General features: G+C 69.0%; 22 protein-coding genes and 1 tRNA gene. 9 read left to right on the forward strand and 14 right to left on the reverse strand.

Annotated elements, in window-relative coordinates:
* The first annotated feature begins 11 nt into the window (after positions 1-11).
* Both pucL and MKK69_RS23415 read left to right on the forward strand, forming a co-directional pair.
* On the forward strand, positions 12-854 hold the full coding sequence (gene pucL, locus MKK69_RS23410; protein ID WP_243971842.1) for a factor-independent urate hydroxylase: 843 nt from the start codon (positions 12-14) through the stop codon (positions 852-854).
* 312 nt (positions 855-1,166) lie between these two features.
* Entirely contained in the window at positions 1,167-1,424 is a 258-nt protein-coding gene (locus MKK69_RS23415; protein WP_243971895.1) for a hypothetical protein, read from the forward strand.
* 346 nt (positions 1,425-1,770) lie between these two features.
* Here the strand turns inward: MKK69_RS23415 and yidD are convergent, their stop codons facing one another.
* Positions 1,771-2,109: a membrane protein insertion efficiency factor YidD gene (gene yidD, locus MKK69_RS23420; RefSeq protein ID WP_243971844.1), complete on the reverse strand. Its 339-nt coding sequence runs from the start codon at positions 2,107-2,109 to the stop codon at positions 1,771-1,773.
* A 4-nt stretch (positions 2,110-2,113) separates the two neighbouring features.
* The gene (locus MKK69_RS23425; RefSeq protein WP_243971846.1) at positions 2,114-2,557 is read right to left on the reverse strand and encodes an iron-sulfur cluster assembly scaffold protein; all 444 of its coding nucleotides are present in this window, start codon (positions 2,555-2,557) and stop codon (positions 2,114-2,116) included.
* 239 nt (positions 2,558-2,796) lie between these two features.
* Between MKK69_RS23425 and folE the strand changes: the two genes are divergently transcribed.
* From folE to MKK69_RS23440, 3 genes are read left to right on the forward strand one after another with little or no spacing between them, the layout of a single operon-like run.
* Positions 2,797-3,615, forward strand: coding sequence for a GTP cyclohydrolase I FolE (gene folE / locus MKK69_RS23430; protein ID WP_243971848.1), 819 nt, complete (start codon positions 2,797-2,799; stop codon positions 3,613-3,615).
* A gap of 40 nt (positions 3,616-3,655) precedes the next feature.
* Positions 3,656-4,078: a phosphoribosyl-AMP cyclohydrolase gene (gene hisI / locus MKK69_RS23435; protein ID WP_243971849.1), complete on the forward strand. Its 423-nt coding sequence runs from the start codon at positions 3,656-3,658 to the stop codon at positions 4,076-4,078.
* On the forward strand, positions 4,075-5,061 hold the full coding sequence (locus MKK69_RS23440) for a patatin-like phospholipase family protein (RefSeq protein ID WP_243971851.1): 987 nt from the start codon (positions 4,075-4,077) through the stop codon (positions 5,059-5,061). Before hisI ends, MKK69_RS23440 begins: the two co-directional genes overlap by 4 nt.
* Before the next feature lie 34 nt (positions 5,062-5,095).
* Here the strand turns inward: MKK69_RS23440 and MKK69_RS23445 are convergent, their stop codons facing one another.
* The 9 genes from MKK69_RS23445 to cynS form a co-directional block, all read right to left on the reverse strand.
* Complete coding sequence (locus MKK69_RS23445) at positions 5,096-5,290, reverse strand: hypothetical protein (RefSeq protein WP_243971853.1); 195 nt, start codon at positions 5,288-5,290, stop codon at positions 5,096-5,098.
* Positions 5,291-5,829: 539 nt separating this feature from the next.
* Positions 5,830-6,024 carry a hypothetical protein gene (locus MKK69_RS23450; RefSeq protein WP_243971855.1) on the reverse strand — a complete coding sequence of 65 codons (195 nt, stop codon included), beginning with the start codon at positions 6,022-6,024 and terminating at the stop codon, positions 5,830-5,832.
* A 348-nt stretch (positions 6,025-6,372) separates the two neighbouring features.
* Positions 6,373-7,122, reverse strand: coding sequence for an aquaporin Z (aqpZ, locus tag MKK69_RS23455; protein ID WP_243971857.1), 750 nt, complete (start codon positions 7,120-7,122; stop codon positions 6,373-6,375).
* A gap of 267 nt (positions 7,123-7,389) precedes the next feature.
* Positions 7,390-7,734 (reverse strand): hypothetical protein, encoded by a 345-nt coding sequence (locus MKK69_RS23460; RefSeq protein WP_243971859.1) that lies wholly within the window; start codon positions 7,732-7,734, stop codon positions 7,390-7,392.
* A gap of 215 nt (positions 7,735-7,949) precedes the next feature.
* Positions 7,950-8,162 carry a hypothetical protein gene (locus MKK69_RS23465; protein ID WP_243971861.1) on the reverse strand — a complete coding sequence of 71 codons (213 nt, stop codon included), beginning with the start codon at positions 8,160-8,162 and terminating at the stop codon, positions 7,950-7,952.
* A 115-nt stretch (positions 8,163-8,277) separates the two neighbouring features.
* A complete protein-coding gene (locus tag MKK69_RS23470; RefSeq protein ID WP_243971862.1) occupies positions 8,278-8,667 on the reverse strand; it encodes a hypothetical protein in 390 nt (129 codons plus the stop codon).
* 29 nt (positions 8,668-8,696) lie between these two features.
* Positions 8,697-8,966, reverse strand: a complete 270-nt coding sequence (locus tag MKK69_RS23475; RefSeq protein ID WP_243971864.1) for a DUF1488 family protein — start codon at positions 8,964-8,966, stop codon at positions 8,697-8,699.
* A gap of 235 nt (positions 8,967-9,201) precedes the next feature.
* Positions 9,202-9,390, reverse strand: a complete 189-nt coding sequence (locus tag MKK69_RS23480; RefSeq protein WP_243971866.1) for a hypothetical protein — start codon at positions 9,388-9,390, stop codon at positions 9,202-9,204.
* A gap of 489 nt (positions 9,391-9,879) precedes the next feature.
* Positions 9,880-10,368, reverse strand: a complete 489-nt coding sequence (gene cynS, locus MKK69_RS23485) for a cyanase (protein ID WP_243971868.1) — start codon at positions 10,366-10,368, stop codon at positions 9,880-9,882.
* A gap of 233 nt (positions 10,369-10,601) precedes the next feature.
* Here cynS and tsaE point away from each other — a divergent pair, with 233 nt between their 5' ends.
* The 3 genes from tsaE to MKK69_RS23500 all read left to right on the forward strand — a co-directional run bounded on the left by tsaE (position 10,602) and on the right by MKK69_RS23500 (position 13,148).
* Positions 10,602-12,182, forward strand: coding sequence for a tRNA (adenosine(37)-N6)-threonylcarbamoyltransferase complex ATPase subunit type 1 TsaE (gene tsaE, locus MKK69_RS23490; protein WP_243971870.1), 1,581 nt, complete (start codon positions 10,602-10,604; stop codon positions 12,180-12,182).
* 18 nt (positions 12,183-12,200) lie between these two features.
* On the forward strand, positions 12,201-12,953 hold the full coding sequence (locus MKK69_RS23495) for a nucleotidyltransferase family protein (RefSeq protein WP_243971872.1): 753 nt from the start codon (positions 12,201-12,203) through the stop codon (positions 12,951-12,953).
* Between the two features lie 118 nt (positions 12,954-13,071).
* Positions 13,072-13,148: transfer RNA gene (locus MKK69_RS23500), tRNA-Arg, on the forward strand.
* On the opposite strand, the gene MKK69_RS23505 is transcribed toward MKK69_RS23500, so the two are convergent.
* The 3 genes from MKK69_RS23505 to MKK69_RS23515 all read right to left on the reverse strand — a co-directional run bounded on the left by MKK69_RS23505 (position 13,119) and on the right by MKK69_RS23515 (position 16,518).
* The gene (locus MKK69_RS23505) at positions 13,119-14,753 is read right to left on the reverse strand and encodes a recombinase family protein (RefSeq protein ID WP_243971874.1); all 1,635 of its coding nucleotides are present in this window, start codon (positions 14,751-14,753) and stop codon (positions 13,119-13,121) included. The genes MKK69_RS23500 and MKK69_RS23505 overlap by 30 nt on opposite strands.
* A gap of 67 nt (positions 14,754-14,820) precedes the next feature.
* The gene (locus tag MKK69_RS23510; protein ID WP_313900879.1) at positions 14,821-15,225 is read right to left on the reverse strand and encodes a recombinase family protein; all 405 of its coding nucleotides are present in this window, start codon (positions 15,223-15,225) and stop codon (positions 14,821-14,823) included.
* 525 nt (positions 15,226-15,750) lie between these two features.
* Positions 15,751-16,518: a hypothetical protein gene (locus MKK69_RS23515; RefSeq protein ID WP_243971877.1), complete on the reverse strand. Its 768-nt coding sequence runs from the start codon at positions 16,516-16,518 to the stop codon at positions 15,751-15,753.
* Between MKK69_RS23515 and MKK69_RS23520 the strand changes: the two genes are divergently transcribed.
* A complete protein-coding gene (locus MKK69_RS23520; protein ID WP_243971878.1) occupies positions 16,498-16,794 on the forward strand; it encodes a hypothetical protein in 297 nt (98 codons plus the stop codon). The two genes, MKK69_RS23515 and MKK69_RS23520, sit on opposite strands and share 21 nt — an antisense overlap.
* The last annotated feature ends 32 nt before the right edge of the window (positions 16,795-16,826 follow it).

Genomic DNA, 16,826 nt, shown 5'->3' on the forward strand with positions numbered 1-16,826 from the left:
CGGAGATCCCCATGGCCCTGACGGCATCGCGATACGGCAAAAGCCGGGTGCGGGTGATGCGCCTGACCCGCGACGGCGACCACCACACCCCGCGCGAACTGACACTCACGGTCCTGATGACGGGGGGGTTCGACGCCGCCTGGACCGCGGGCGACAACCGGGCCTGCGTGGCCACCGACAGCGTGAAGAACATCGTCAACGTCACCGCGGCGGAGAACCTCGCGCTCGACAAGGAGGCCTTCGCCGAGGCCGTGGCCAAGGTCTTCCTCGACACCTACCCCCAGGTGGAGGAGGTCGCGATCGAGGCCACGGAGACGCGCTGGCTGCGCCAGGAGATCGGGGGCGCCCCGCACGGCCATACCTTCGTCCTCGACGGCAACGGCTTCGGCTATGTCGGCCTCGTGGCGAACCGGGGCGGGTCGGTGCTGCGCTCGGGCCTGCGCGGATTCACCGTCATGAAGACCACGCAATCGGGCTGGGCCGACTTCGTCGACGACGCCTACCGGACGCTGCCCGACACGACCGACCGCATCGCCGCCACCAGCATGGACGCGACCTGGACCTGGGCCGGCAAACCGATCGACTATGCCGCCGCCAACGCCGAAATCCTGTCGGTCCTGATCGCGGTGTTCGGAACCACCTACAGCGCCAGCGTCCAGGACAGCATGTATCGGATGGGCGAGGCGGCTTTGGCCGCCGTGCCGGAGATCGACACGATCAGCTTCGCGATGCCGAACAAGCATTACATCCCGATCAACCTGCAGCCGTTCGGCCTGGCGAATCCGGGGGCCGTGTTCCTGCCCACGGACGAGCCGCACGGCCAGATCGAGGCGACGATCCGCCGGACGGGCTGAGGCGGCCTTCGACAAGCGCGGCATCGGCGATCGATCGGGCCGAGCGGGAGGGGGTCGACGAAAGAACCGTGCCAGCAGGCCGGCCATGCCGAGAGCCTTCGAAAGCCCGGCTAAAAGGCTGAGACATCAGGGACTTCGCCGATCCTTCGACCCTCCGCCTGCGGCGCCGGCCTCCGGAGCGGGCACCGCCTCGTGCGCGAGCGCACAAATAGCGAACAGGGTGTGTTGTTATTTTCGGCAGCGCTGCACAGTTCCGATTCCATGGAGAGCGGCCGGCCCATGCCCGGCACCTTCGCCATCGGATCCTGCGCCATGACCGCCCGCATCGTTCTCGGAGCCGTTCTCGGCTTCACCCTCTCCACCGCAGCGCTCGCGCAGAGCTATACGGCCCCCGCCGGGATCCCCGCCACCACCGCGCCGGGCGGCCTTGAGGGGCGCGCGGCCGTCCCGAATTTGATGAACGACCGCGGGCCCGCGTTCCGTGCCGGTCCGTCCCACGGGACCACGGACGATCTGGTCACCGGCATCCTGCCCCACCCGCATCGGAACCACACGGGCGGCGCACGCTGAGGGCGGGCCCCGAGACGCGACGCCGGTGAGTGCCGGGTGGTCCTTTCGGGATCGCGGAACGCAGTTTCGCCGAAGCACCACCCGATGACCGACCGTTTGCCTTCCTGGTTGCCGCCGCGGGCCGTGGTGGTCCCACATCGGCCCGAACACGGCGCGACCCGCCCCCCTCCCCCGTGCGGGCTACCGGAGTCACACCTCGCGTTTTGATCCCCTGCCGGGTCGAAGGATCTTGGCTGTCCGGAGCCGCCATGCGCCCGCCCTCCCCCGCGTCAGCCACCCCGTCGTCCCGGGCCCACGGCGGTGCGGCGCCCTGTTTCACGTGAAACAAAACGCGAACCCAGCGGTCTCAGCCTATCTCCGTCCGCGGCGCCTCACCCACCGTCTCGCAGGCGAAGGGCGCGGGCGGCGCCTCGACGCCGCGCCAGCGGGCATAGGCCCAGGGGCGGTACCAGACGGCCCCCGCGGGCAGCCGCTCCGGCACGAGATCGATGCCGTGGGTGCCGAACGGCCCGCAGCGGCAGATCCGCGCGAAGCCCATCCAGCCCCCCGGCCAGAGCCCGTGCCGGGCGATGGCCGTATCGGCGTAGTCGGAGCAGCTCGGCCAGTGGCGGCACTGGCGGCCGATCAGGCTCGACAGGGTGAGCTGGTAGATGCGGATCGCCCAATGCGCGGTGCGCCGGACCATGCCGTCACGCGGCCTGCCGCTTGGCGGCGATCCGGTCGAGGGCGTCCACCACCGCGTCGAAGGTCAGCAGCGTCGAGGCGTGGCGCGCCTTGAACTCCCGTACGGGCTCCAGCACCGCGAGATCCGCCCAGGCCCCGCCGGGGGCCGGACCGTTCTCCTTGAGCATCGCCCGCATGGTCGCGCGGACCGCGCGCAGCTCCTCCGCGCTGGCGCCGACCACGTGCCGGCCCATCAGCGACGAGGAGGCCTGCCCGAGGGCGCAGGCCCGGACCTCCTGGGCGAAATCCGCGACCCGCCCGTCGGCGCCGAGCACGAGATCCACCGTCACGGTCGAGCCGCACAGGCGGGAATGCGCGGTGGCGCTGGCCTCGGGGTGCTCCAGCCGGCCGAGCCGCGGGATATCGGCGGCCAGTTCCAGGATACGGCGATTGTAGATGTCGTCGAGCATCGGGTCCTCGGCCGGAAGCGCATATCCCATCGGGACGCTGCCGCGTGCATCGCGCATTGCGCGTTGCCCCGCGAACGATGATATAGGCGCCGGACGGACGCTTCGCGAGGAGGCGGACCGTCGACCAGGGTCGCGCCCACGGCCACGGTGATTCCCACAGCTTCTGAACCGCCCGGGGCGCCGGCTTGAAACCTTTTCGAGCCCGGGATCTTCCCTCGAACGCCCGACGCGATCCAACGATGTACGCCAAGCCCGACAGCACCCCGATGAAGTCCCGCGTCGCGCGGGCCGGAGATGCCATGGATGCCGCGCTCAAATCCCTGTCCTACCAGGGCGACACTCCGGGCTTCGACCGGGGCGGGCTCGACGGGCAAGGGCTGAACGGCATGCGCAACGACAACCGGCCGGTGGATGACGGGCGTCCCGCCGAGGTCGCCCCCGAACCGGCCTCCGCCACCCGCGTCCCGGACGGGATCGAGACCGGCCGCCCGAGCCGCGCCGAGGCCGAGGCCGCCGTGCGCACGCTGCTGCGCTGGGCCGGCGACGATCCGGCCCGCGAGGGGCTGCGCGACACCCCGGCCCGGGTGACCAAGGCCTACGAGCAGCTGTTCGGTGGCTACGGGGTCGATGCCGAGAAGCTCCTGGAACGGGTCTTCGAGGAGGTCGAGGGCTACTCGGACATCGTGCTGGTGCGCGATATCCCGTTCCACTCCCATTGCGAGCACCACATGGTGCCGTTCATGGGGCTCGCCCACATCGCCTATTACCCGACCCGGGGCGTGGTCGGCCTGTCGAAGCTCGCCCGGGTGGTCGACACCTTCGCCCGGCGCCTGCAGACGCAGGAGACCATGACGGCCCAGATCGCCGACGTGATCGAGAGCATCCTCAAGCCCCGCGGCGTCGCCGTGATGGTGGAGGCCGAGCACCTGTGCATGGCGATGCGCGGCGTCCAGAAGGCCGGCGTCTCGACCATCACCAGCCAGTTCCGCGGCGTGTTCAAGGGCGACGCCAACGAGCAGGTGCGCTTCCTGACCCTGGTGCGCGGCGGCGCCAAGTAGCCTATAGGACCCGCGAACCAGAGGTCCCCGCCCCCGCCCCATGACCGCGCGCGACATCGCCTTCGATCCCCCCGGCTCCCGCGCCGAGGTCGAGGAGGGTACGGCCTTCATGCCCCGCTTCGACCGGGACGGGCTGATCACCTGCATCGCCGTCGATGCCGGGGACGGCCGGGTACTGATGCTCGCCCACATGAACGCCGAATCGCTGTCGCGCACCCTGGAGACCGGGGAGGCCTGGTACTGGTCGCGCTCCCGGCGGGAACTCTGGCACAAGGGCGCCACCAGCGGCCAGATCCAGCGCGTCGTCGAGATGCGGGTCGATTGCGACCAGGACGCCCTGCTGATCCGGGTCGCGGTCGGCGGCGACGGCGGCTGCTGCCATACCGGCCGGCGGGACTGCTTCTACCGCGGCGTCGTCCGGAAGCCGGACGGCGGCGTCACCCTGGAGAGCGCCGGGATATGAGCGCGAGCCTTGCCGCGACCGGGTGGCAAGACTGTCCCGCCGTCACGTCCTTTCTGCCCGGCGCGGTCGAGCCGATCCGGCCCCTGCCCAGGGCGGGCCCGCGGATCGGGCTGGCCCTGGGCGGCGGCTCGGCTCGGGGCTGGGCCCATATCGGCGTGCTGCGCGCCCTCGAGGAAGCGGGCATCCACCCGACCGTGGTGGCGGGCTGCTCGATCGGGGCGGTGGTGGGCGCCTGCTACGCGGCCGGGCGCCTCGACCGGCTGGAGGCCTTCGCCCGGGCGCTGACCCGGCGCCGCGTGGTCGGGCTGATCGATCCGCGGCTGCCGGGCTCCGGCCTGATCGCCGGCAATCGCCTGCGCCAGCGGCTCCGGGCCGACCTCGGCGAGCGCCGCATCGAGAGTCTGCCGATCCGCTTCGGCTGCGTCGCCACCGAGTACGGCAGCGGCCGGGAGGTCAGCCTGACCGAAGGTCCGGCGGTGGACGCGGTGCGCGCCTCCTATGCGATTCCCGGCCTGTTCCCCCCGGTGACCCACGAGGGCCGGGTGCTGATGGACGGGACGCTGGTCAATCCGGTGCCGGTGGCCTTGGCGCGGGCGCTCGGCGCCGATCTGGTGATCTGCGTCAATCTCAACGGCGACACCGGCGGCCCGGTGGTGCGCGAGGCGCCAAAGCATCCGCTCCGCCGCGGCTTCCTGCAGACCCTGCGCGAGCGGCTGCCGGGCTTCGAGAGCGCGGAGCCGGAGATCGCCGTGCCGGGCCTCGCCCGGGTGGTGCTCGACGCCTTCAACATCACCCAGGACCGGATCTCGCGCGCGCGGCTGGAGCGCGACCCGCCGGACGTGGCCATCGGCCCGGACGTGGCCGGCTTCGGCCTGTTCGACTTCCACCGCGCCGCCGAGGGCATTGCCCTCGGGCACCGGGCCGCCCGGGCCGCCCTGCCGCGGATCTGGGCCGTCCTGCAGGGCGCCGAGGCGCGGGCGTAGGGCCTCGTCCCCGGCGGGGTCGCGGGACGGGTCGCTATCGGAAGACGGGCAATCCCGCGCCGATGATGACAAGTCCGAGCACGATCAGGCCGCCCCCGGCCCCCTCCAGGGCCGCCTGCTGCACCGAGCGCCGCGGCGCCAGGCCGGCAAGCGACGCCCCCGAGACCAGGCAGATCACGCTGAGCAGGGTCATGGCGGCAGGCGCTCCGGCGCCCAGGCGGACGCTCACGACGACATCGGGCCGCCGAGGCTACAGGCGCACCGTTAAGGAAAGATCTCGCGGGACGCGCCCGCCCGGGGCGGTGACGGCAGCCGGCGGTCCCACGGATGGCGCCCGGCGCCGGGCCTACGCCGGCATAGCCCGATCAAACGTCTCTTCCCAAAAGCTGAGTATAATTGGATAAAAATTGACGAATCCTGAAATCAAAATCTAACTTATAATATTATGATCATATTATCAATGTAGTTCGATAATTCTTGAGCCTGTTCGGCTGTTCTTTCCCCGCCCCGACCTCACCCTGCGGCGTGTCGCGGAGCGGAGCTATACAAGAAGGCCTCCAGCCGGCCGCGTGATCCCTGGACGGCTCCTTCGAGGCTGTTGGGCAAAACCTCACGAAGAGGCGACGATCAGGCTACACGTCGGTCAGGACGGCCGCGCGATCGCAATCGCGCGGTCAAACGGGCGTTCAGACTCGGCAGCCGCCCCCATCCCGGTCCGGAGCGCGGACACGCGGCCCACGCTCCGTGTTCGATCAGGCGATGGAGATGTTAGTGCTTGCCGGTGCTCTTGGCGTGGGCCTTGGCCGAGCTCTCATGCGCCTTGACCGAATGGCCATGCGCTTCCTCGGAGTGTTTCGTGGCCGTGGCCATGTCACCCTTCGCATGATGATCGGCCGCACTCTTGTGGGATTTGGCCGCGGCCTCGTGATGCTTGGAGGCTTCGGCGTGGGATGTCTGAGCCATGGCTGGTTTCCTTCGTTGCACCGGTGACCGGTGCGTGTTGCGGTCGTTGCGACCGTCGCATCCGGACAGGATGTTTCCCGCCCGGCGTGCTGGGTTCCTCGGAGCCGGCCCATATCGGGGACGGGCCGTTTCGCTGCCGGTGGGACGGTGCCGACGGCGGCGGGAGGCTCCCGAGAGACTTTGAATCGAGGATCTTCGTCGTTCCGTTGTGCGCCGGACCGATCCTCTGGGATGTCAGGGTCGTGCGCGGGGGGCGCGAAGATGGATCGCGACCGCGGCTCGATCCGGGACGAATCCGGGAGGATTGATCGACGGTCGCCGGGGCTGTCCGCCCCGTCACGCCCGCCTTCAGATCGGCCGGACGGCGGCCTTCTCGACCACCACGGTTTCGACCATGTCGGCCGGCTCGTAGAACCACCGCGCGAGCCTGCCCGCCACCATGGCCCCGGCGATGGGCGCGAGCCAGAACAGCCACAGCTGCCCGATATAGGCCTCACCCGCGAACAGCGCCGGCCCCGTGCTCCGCGCCGGGTTGACCGAGGTGTTGGTCACCGGGATCGAGATCAGGTGGATCAGAACCAGGGCGAAACCGATCGGGATGCCGGCAAAGCCCACCGCCGCCCCCTTCGAGGTCGTTCCGATGATGATGAACAGGAAGAAGAACGTCGCCAGGAACTCGATGGCGAGGCAGGAGACGATGCCGAACCGGCCGGGGCTGAGGTCGCCGTACCCGTTCGCGGCGAAGCCGTTCGGAACCCAGCCGGGCTTCCCCGACGCGATCAGGTAGAGGGCGCCCGCCGCCAGGATCGCCCCCGCGACCTGCGCCAGGATGTAGGGGACCACATGCCGGCTCGCACATCGCCTGGCCGACCATAAGCCGAGGGTGACCGCGGGATTGAAGTGGCCCCCGGAGATATGCCCGACCGCGTAGGCCATGGTCAGGACGGTGAAGCCGAAGGCGAAGGATATGCCCAGGAAGCCGATGCCGAGTTCGGGGAAGGCCGCCGACAGCACCGCCGCGCCGCATCCGCCGAATGTCAGCCAGAACGTGCCGAGGAGTTCGGCCGTCGCACGCCGCATGGTCGAATGATCTGTCATCGAAGCCCTCCGGGGCTGTCGCGCGGGACGATCGACGCCGGGACGATGTTGCCGCAGCGCCCGCCCCCGGTCCGGATGCCCCCGCATAGGCGTTCGCGGCCCGAGACCCGCGCTGCGACGGGCCCTCTGGCGCCGCGCCGGGCACCCACCTTGGCGAACAGCGCTCCACGGCATCGTCCCGAACGGGGGTTGCCGCCTTTCGGAACACGATGATGCCAGATCAAAGATCTAGCGCATCGCCCTGATCCCGGTATTCAGGACGATGCGTTAGGCGCGAGGGCTTTGCACGTTCCGTCGAAGCGGGCCGTCGATCCGATGCACCGCCGCAGTGATTTCATCGCGAAGATCCTGACGCTGTATCTCTTCAAGGTCGGGGAGGATGTCGTCGTGCGCGGCGTTGATCACCGAGATCAGACTGACGTCGCTGCCGTCCCCCTTGAATGTCACCAGGACCTGAGCGTCGCTGTATTGATCGGTCGGATCGATGCAGAGGTGCGTCGGCATAGGCATCTCCGGACCACGGTTCGGGATGAGCGCCACCGCATCGCCGCCGTCCCGATGGGCCGGGTCCGGGGCGACGGTGCGCGGGCAGGTCGGGCGCGTCGCGCGCACCGGCCGGATACCGACCGGCGATCCGACGTCCGGAGTCTATCCGCGGGACGCTGCCGTGGCGCCCACCAATTCTGATGCTCGGATCCGCGAATATGACGCGACCGGCCTGTCCCGGACCCGGTCCGACATCCCCGGGCTCCCGCTCTCCGGCGCGCCATCCTGGCCGGGCGGAGCCGTGGCCGGTCGGGCGACGTGGCCGACCGATCCCGACCGGATCAATCGTCCGGGCGCGGCATCGGCCGCGCCTGAAGGAACGCGGCGCGCACGAAGGGGCGCTTCAGTCCGATGCCGACATTGGGACGACCGACAAATTCCTGGGCGCCCGGGTGGCTGCGCACCGCCTTGACGAGGTTCAGCCGATAGCCGCCTTGGAAGAGGAACACGCTCGCGACCGACCCGGACAGGAAGGCTTCGACGGCGGCGTCCACCTCGTCCTCCGAGATGAGCTTCCGGTCGCACAGCGTCCCGATCGTCTGAAAATCCATCATCGTGACGATGTAGGGCGCGGATCTCGCCCGTGGATCCGAAGGCCGCCGCCGCTCGTCAAGGCGCGGGGCGCACGACGGGACCGCTCGACACCTGTGCCGAGGGGCGTTCCTGCGCGCCTACGGCCGCCGCGACCTGGGCCAGCTTCTCGGACATGTATCGGAGCGCTTCCGCGCCGCGATCGATCTCGTGCCGCCGGTTGGCGACGGGACCCGCCTCGTCCTTGGTCGATGAGATCGCGTCTGCGGCGAGGCCGAGCCGTGCAGCCACACGCTGCAGGGATTGCGGCCCGGTGAAGACCGTTCGCGCATCGGCGGCGAGGGTCTCGACCAGCGTTCCCGTCTCGGGCTCGAGCTGCATGCCCCAATGCTGCTCGTAGTTCGAGGCCAACATCTGGCACTTGGTGAACCAGCTGAATTCGATGCCCGTCAATCTGGGACTTGTCATTACAATTTTCCTGATCCTGTGAGCCGAAATCAAGACATATCGGCTTCTTTAATCTCGACGATGTCGTTCATGACCCCGCCGAATTCGTATTTATTGCTGGCGAAGCCCTCGATCTCGCATTGGAAACTCTCGAAGAGGGCGATCGGCTCGGAATCCGCATCGCCGAAGCAGTCGCGCAGCGTGCTGATCGCGATGCGGCATGGGATAAGCCTGCGCCCATCCGACATCGCGAAACGGACGTGTTCGCGCGTGTTCGCATCGATGACCGGTTGCCAGGCCGGGTATCCGACAATCGGCATGACGTATCTCCGCAGTCTTTGATATCATTTAAAACATGATGGATGTGTGCTGCAATAAATGTAAACGTGCGAACGCGCAAAAAGTCACGGATTTTATTTTCGATGATCTCGCGACAGGCCCGATGCGGCCCGACGCCCCCGTGGCGGGGCGCCGGGCTCGTCCTGCAAGACCGAAGCGGTGGCCGCCGTTTCGCGGATCAGGACGCGAGCGGCAGCCGGATCCGCCGGGCCGGTTTCACCCGATCTCCGGAGGCGCACCGGACGGGATGCCCAGCGGCTCGTTGGACGGCGGGACCTCGTCCGGCCCATCGTCGGGCATGCCCGGAGGCTCGGGGAGCGGCGTCCGGTCGGGATTCGGGGGATGCGCCGGTGACGGATCGGGATAGGTCGGGTCGGGGCGCTCGGGAGACATCGGGCTTGTCATGCGGGGGTCCTCGCGCGCTCGCCGCCGAAACGGGGACCGGTTCGCCGTCTGCGAGCGCGTCAGATCAAGGACCTGGGGCGACGCCCGGTTGCACAGCCACGCGGTACGCCGGGGATTCCGCCTCGCTCCGGCGACGGCAAGGGGGCTACAGAGGTTTGAGGTCTCAGCGCGCTCGCCGGTCAGATCGGCGGGGCTCGGGTCCCCTCACTCGTGCGGGGCGGCGTTGGAGGTTGCGGGTGGTGCAGGATCGAACGGTGCGGTGCCGTCTGCACCACCCGCACCCCTGACCCCGCCCCGCAAGGGGGAGGGAAACAGCGCCTTCCTTTCAAGATGGTGGCGTCAGCCCGAGACGTGTGAACCCGGCAGGCCGTGGGGGAAGGGCGACGCGCCTGGGGCCGGCCGTTGCCCCCGGCCGGACGCGATCCGTGAATCCGCCAGCCCCTGCGGGCACGGCGGATGCGGCGGATCCCGATCGCCCCCCCCGGCCGCTCAGCCCTCCTTGAAGCCGTATTCCGGCGTGTCGTCGTCGTTGCCGTAATACTTGTACGGCAGGAACTTGCCCGACATGGTCAGCCGCACCCGGTCGCCCTTGTTGTTGGCCTCGCGGGCCATGTCCATGTTGAAGTCGATCGCCGACATGATGCCGTCGCCGAACTCCTCCTGGATCAGTTCCTTGAAGGTCGTGCCGTAGACCATCACCAGCTCGTAGAACCGGTAGATCAGCGGGTCGGTGGGCGGCATCTGGGGGATCGAGCCGCGATAGGGCGCCTCGTTGAGCATGCGCTCCTCGGCGGCGGTGAGCCCGAACAGGGCGGCCGCCCGCTTCGCCTGGGCCTTGGGCAGCTTCATCTGGCCCATGCAGGCCGCGGTGATCAGGAACGGCGACAGGCCGCCGATCTCCGCGTGGATGTGCTTCCAGCTCCAGCCCTTCTCGCGCTTGATGTCGAGAAGCTTCTCGGTGAGGTCCTCGCGCTTCATGCGTCACTCCCTGCCTGATCGTCGAATGGGGGGCCGGGCCGGCCCGCGGGTCGTTCGCGTCGCCCTCGGCAAGCGGTATGCCAAGCACGGCGCCGGTCCGGCAATCCGCAGCCGATGCCCGCGAGCGTGGTTTCGGTGCACCGGGCGAACGGGAAGCGCACGAGAGGGGCCGGAAACGCTTGCATCCGTGGCGTGTTTTCGGACCATGCGTCTTCGGGTCTCGGAGGCGGGCTTTGGACGGGGACGATCGGGACGGGCAGAGGGCCGGCGGGGCGGCGGGCGCATCCGCGCCCTGGGAATTCGTGCTGCCGGAGGAGACCGCCACCGAGGATCTCGGCCTGTTCCTGTCCGAGTTCCTGCTCCCGGGGGACGTCGTGACGCTCTCCGGGGGCCTGGGCGGCGGCAAGACCACCCTCGCCCGTGCGGTCATCCGCGAACTCACCGGCGACCCGCGCCTGGAGGTGCCGAGCCCGACCTTCACGCTGATCCAGCCCTACGCGACCCGGGACGGCCGGCCGATCATCCACGCGGACCTCTACCGCCTGCGCGACGCCGACGAATTGGTGGAACTCGGCTTCGACGAGTTGGCCGAGGGGGCGATCACCCTGGTGGAATGGCCCGAGCGGCTGCCGGCCCGCGACGGGCCGGTGCTCAGCGTCGACCTGTCCCTGCGGGCGGAGTTCGGTCCCGGGGCGCGGCTCGCCCGGATCGCCGGAACCGGCGCCATGCGCGCCCGGCTCGACCGGGCCCGGGCGGTGCGCCGGCTCCTCGACCGCAGCGGCTGGGACCTCGCCGAGCGCGCGCTGATGCAGGGCGACGCCTCGTCCCGCGCCTACGAGCGCCTGACCAAGCCCGACGGCACCAGCGCGGTCCTGATGATCGCGCCGCCCCGGCCCGACGGGCCGCCGGTGCGCGACGGCAAGCCCTACAGCGCGATCGTGCATCTGGCCGAGAGCGTCCACGCCTTCGTGGCCCTCGACCGGGGGCTGCGGGCGCTCGGCTTCTCGGCGCCCAAGATCTACGGCGAGGACCTCGCCGAGGGTCTGCTGATCCTGGAGGATCTCGGCAGCGAGCCGATGATCGAGGCCGGCGCCCCGCGGCCCGAGCGCTACGCCGAGGCCGTGCGCCTGCTCGCGCGGCTCCACGCCACCCCCCTGCCCGCGGTGCTGCCGGTGGCGGAGGGCATCGACCACGTGCTGCCCCCCTACGACACGGAGGCGCTGCTGTTCGAGGCGGAGCTGCTGCCCGACTGGTACGCCCCGGCGATCCGGGACGTGACCCTGCCGGAGGCGGCGCGCTCGGACTTCGTGGCTCTGTGGCGGGCGGCCCTGGAGGGGGCGGTCCCGGACCGGCCGACCTGGACCCTGCGCGACTACCATTCGCCCAACCTGATCTGGCTGCCCGACCGGGACGGGTTGGAGCGGGTCGGGCTGATCGACTTCCAGGACGCGGTGATGGGCCACCCGGCCTACGACGTCGCCTCGCTGCTGCAGGATGCCCGGGTCGATGCCAGCGCCGAGTTCGAGCTGCGGCTCCTCGGCCTCTACGCCCGGGAGCGCCGGGGCCGGGACCCGGCCTTCGACGTCGGCGCCTTCGCCACCGCCTACGCCCTGCTGGCGGCCCAGCGCGCCACCAAGATCCTCGGCATCTTCGCCCGGCTCGACCGGCGCGACGGCAAGCCCGGCTACCTCGCCCACCTGCCGCGGATCGAGGGCTACCTCGCCCGCAACCTCGCCCATCCGGCGCTGGCCGGGCTGCGGGCCTGGCACGCGGAACACCTGCCGGGCCTGGTCGCCCCCGCCCCCGAACCCTGACCACCGGATCCGCCCCGCATGAGCGAGCTCGAGCCAGCCGTCAGCCGCGCCTTCGTCCTGGCCGCCGGCCTGGGCAAGCGCATGCGGCCGGTGACCGCCACGGTGCCGAAGCCCCTGGTGGAGGTGGCCGGCAAGGCGCTCCTCGACCACGCCCTGGACCGGGTCGCCGAGGCGGGGATCGGGACCGCGGTCGTCAACGTCCATTACCTGCCCGACCTGATCGAGGGCCACCTCGCCCGCCGGGCCGAGGCGCCGGGCCGGGGGCCGGCCACGATCGTGTCCGACGAGCGCGGCGCGCTGCTGGAGACCGGCGGCGGCATTCGCAAGGCGCTGCCGCTCCTGGGCGAGGCGCCCTTCGTCGTGCTGAACGCGGATTCGTTCTGGCTGGAGGGGCCGGCCTCCAACCTGCGCCGGCTGGTTGAGACCTGGGACGCGGCCCGCATGGACGGGCTGCTCCTCGTGGCCCCCACCACCACCAGCCTCGGCTACGAGGGCGCCGGCGATTTCGTGATGGATGCGGACGGGCGCCTGGAGCGCCGCGGCGAGCGTGCGGTGGCGCCGTTCATCTATGCCGGGGTGGCGATCCTGGACCCGGGCCTGTTCGCCGACACGCCGGAGGGGGCGTTCTCGCTCAACCTCCTGTTCGACCGGGCGATCGCGGCCGGGCGGCTGTTCGGCATGCGCCTCGACGGCCAGTGGCTCCATGTCGGCACGCCGGAGGCGATCCGGGCCGCGGAGGAGCGGGTGAAGGCGAGCGCCCGGATTCTCTGACCCAGCGGGGGCGACGCTCGTGTCCGGATTCTCTTGCCACGATGTGTCTTGCCAAGCCCGATCCGAGCCTCTAGAAGCCCCCTCACACCGGCAGGGCGAGACCCCGCCGCCGTGTCAGGCGCCCGTAGCTCAGCTGGATAGAGCACCAGACTACGAATCTGGGGGTCAGAGGTTCGAATCCTTTCGGGCGCGCCACTTCCGTACAGAACTGCGAACACTGGGCGCGGCTGAGCCGGCATCAAGGATGGCTGTTTCCAGGGCTTCTTTCCCGCCAACGATGCGGATGACATCTGCCCCGACCTCGACCCGGTCGACGATCGCCTGAAGCCACGCCTTCCGGAACGGGATCTCTCCCGTCGTCACGTTCTCGCGCATCAGACGGCCGAATCGTTCGATGAGGTCCGGAGCGATTTCCGCCGGCGGACGCGCGTTGACGTGGATCCGGTCGAGCGCCGCTTTGGCGCGGTCCCGCTCCTGTTTCAGCGCCGCAAGACGGTCCCTCAGGATGTCGTCGAGGTCGGTCATTCCTTCTTCGATCATTCGGTACAAGCGCTTCAGTTTCTCCTCCGCCCCGGCGACCTCGCGGTGCAGCGCCGCCACCCGCACGTCGACCTGGATCGCCTTCTCCGCCCTCACCGACCAAAGCGAGGCGAGCGTCGTCCGCAGCCGGTCAGGCTGCAACAGCTCCGCCACGAGGCGGTCTGTGACCAACGTGTCGAGGGTGTCCATCCGGATCGATCGGCCGGTGCAGCCGGTCTTGCCTTGCCGGCCGTGGGTCGAGCAGCTGTAGTAGCGATGGACTTGGCCGGACTTCGACGTGCCGGTGCGGAGCGTCATAGGGCCGCTGCAGGTCGTGCAGGTCGCCAGCCCGGTGAGCAGGATCGGGCCGGTCACGACCCGGGCCGGCGTGGTGCGTGGGTTGTGCGCCTTCAGCGTCGCCTGCACCGCCTCGAACTCGGACAGGGAGATGATCGCCGGCACAGTGATCGGGATCTGCTCCGCCTTCGGTTTCTCGGTCAGCGTCCGCGAGCAGCGCCGGTTGAACACCCACTCGCCGACATACACGCGGTTGGTCAGGATACCGTGAACCGTCGCGACCCCGAAGCGACCCCCGGAGCGAGTGCGGTAGCCGCGCTCGTTGAGATGGCAGGAGATCGCCTTGACCCCGAGCGGACCGGAGATGCCGTCGCCATGGCGGTAGAGGCGGAACATCAGTGCGATCGTTTCCGCCTCGACGCTGTCGACCGCCAACCGCTTCTTGATCCGGGCCCCGCGCTTCTCGACCTCGACGGCGGTGTAGCCCAGCGGCACCGGAGCGCCGTTGTAGAAGCCCTGACGCGCATTCTCCTTCATCGCCCGCAGCACGTGCTTGGCGTTCTCCTTCGACTGGTACTCGTCGAACAGGGCGATCACCTGCCGCATCATCACCTGGGCGGGATCGTCACCGAGTTCCTGGGTGATCGAGATCAGCCGCACGCCGGCCTTGGCGAGGCGGCGCACGTACATCTCCAGACCGAACGAGTCCCGGAAGAACCGCGAGTATGAGTGGACGAGGATGACGTCGAAGGGGTCGTCGTCGTCGCAGGCGCGCTCGATCATCTTCTGGAACGCGGGGCGGTTGTCGTCGGTGGCCGAGGCACCCGGCTCGACATACTCCCCCATCACCGGCCAAGCCTTGGCGGCGCAGAAGGCGTGCACCTGCGCTCGCTGATCGGGGATCGAGAGATCCGATTCGGCCTGGCGTCCGGTGGAAACGCGCAGGTAGCAGACGACACGCTGAGGCTCATCGAGAGCAGGCATGGCGCGCGCTTTGCGGGTGTAATGACTCACGGCGGGAACCTCGGCACGGCAGGGGTGGTGAGCACGTTCAGAGAGATGAAAGCTGCTTCGACTGGTACGCGTCGAACCGGGCGATCACCTGCCGTATCATCACCTGGATGGGGTCGTTGTAGAGTTCCTCGGTGACCGAGATCAGGCGCACGCCGGCCTCGGCGAGGCGGCGCACGTACGGATCGCGCCCGCAGGCATCCCGAAGAAATCGCGGATGAGAGGGGACGAGGATGACGTCGAAGGGATGGTCGTCGTCGCAGGCGCGCTCGATCATCGTCTCGAATGCGGGCCGGTTGTCGTCGGTCGCCGAGGCACATGGTTCGACACACGCGTCCACCACTGGCCAAGCCTTGGCGGCGCAGAAGGCATGCACCTGTGCCCGCTGGTCGGGGAGCGAGAGATCCGATTCGTCTGCAGTCCAGTGGAAACGCGCAGGTAGCACACGACGCGCTGCGGTCCGTCGAGAGACGGCAGGACGCGCGTTTTGTGGGCGTGTCGGCTCATTGGCGGAACCTCAGCAGTTCAAGAACGAGAGCTCTCATGGACATGGAGGCTGCGAACTCTGCGACTCGGCGGCAAGAGTCGTCGCTGCATCCTCCAAAGGCGGTCACGCTCGCAGGATGGCGAAGCCTCAACCCAGCAGATCGTCGATGAAGCTCCCGAGATGCCGATCGATCACTTCGATCTCCCGGGTCGCCACGTTGGTGGGATCTGCGAGATCGAGGACGAACGAGGGATGCCTGCGGATACCGGGGCGGCGCTGCGTTGCGACGCGAGCCCGCGCACCGGGGGCATGGCGTCCGTCAGGCCGCCGAGGCTCGGTCTTGCGTCGTCCGTTTCGGCGAGATGTGTTCGGGGGAAATGGCTTACGCATCGTCGGGCTCCTCAATGGAGCTCTCCAATGATGCCAGTCCGCTTTGAAAAACTCGGGTAAAAACTCGCGCGGCCCTGTCGAACGACGAAATCTTCAGCCTGTCCGCTGCTTCGCGATGATCGCCGGCACACGGATCTCGATCGGCCCCCCCCGTTTGATCGCTGTTTCGACCTCGTTCAGCAGCTCGCCGCGCAAGAAGTGGATGTTTGCGTCGGCGAGACCGTTGAAGGCGTCGATGATCAGGTCCCTGCAGAGGAAGTACCGGCTGATCGCATCGGGATCGGTGCTGTCGAGACTCGACCAGCCGGCGAGGTAGTTGATCAGCCAGTTTGCACCGTCCGGGCTCAGCGGACCGAACTTTCCGATCCTGCACCACCCGGCGCAGCGTGCCGCTTCGAACATGGCACTCGACAGATGGTAGCTCCGCCACAGCTCAGCGGGATTGATGTGACCGTAGATCGCGACTTCGACCATCTCCGGTAGGCTCAGGCGGAATTTCTCCTGTTGCTTGGTGTCGAGGAGCAGGCGCTCCTCCAACAGAGCTTCCTTCCCTTCCCACCAACCGATGTCGTCGTGCGCGCGCACCGCGTGGCCGAGTTTGTGTTGCTCGCTGGTGATGAGCTGGTCTTGTTCGCTAGCGATGGCGAGCAGGCGCAGGATCCGTTTCTGTGCGGTGATCCAGGCATCGCCGGTTTTCGCGTTCGGCTTTCCCGGATGTTTGCGTCCCCGTCCGCGCGCGTCACCCTTGAACGCCTTGAAGGTGGGATATGGCGATAGCTCGGCTACGAACTTCTCTGCCGCATCGGTAACCGTTGCCGGACTCCACGACACTGGGATCCCATGGAGGATCTCCTGCCGCAACTCCTCGTGCAGAACCTCACGCCGATGTCCTTTCGCGCGGCCAGCATCTCGCGCGCGACGGAGCAGCGCCTCGAAGAGGCCGACGTAGGTGAGGCCGAAGCTCGCCTGCAGGAGCCTCTTCCGCTCAACGGTGCGGGGGCGTCCCGTCTGGACGGGCGGCGGACACGTAACTGGGACCCAGGCGAGCGGGTGACCTCGTCCATCCCGACGGATGTCCTCCGTTTTGAGGGGCTGGCTGTACACGAACCTGGGGGCATCATCGTCGCCGAGCATTGAGTCCGCTCCATCGTTTGAAGGTGGATTCGAGC

Source organism: Methylobacterium sp. J-026, assembly GCF_022829585.1.
In the GTDB taxonomy this organism is placed as follows: domain Bacteria; phylum Pseudomonadota; class Alphaproteobacteria; order Rhizobiales; family Beijerinckiaceae; genus Methylobacterium.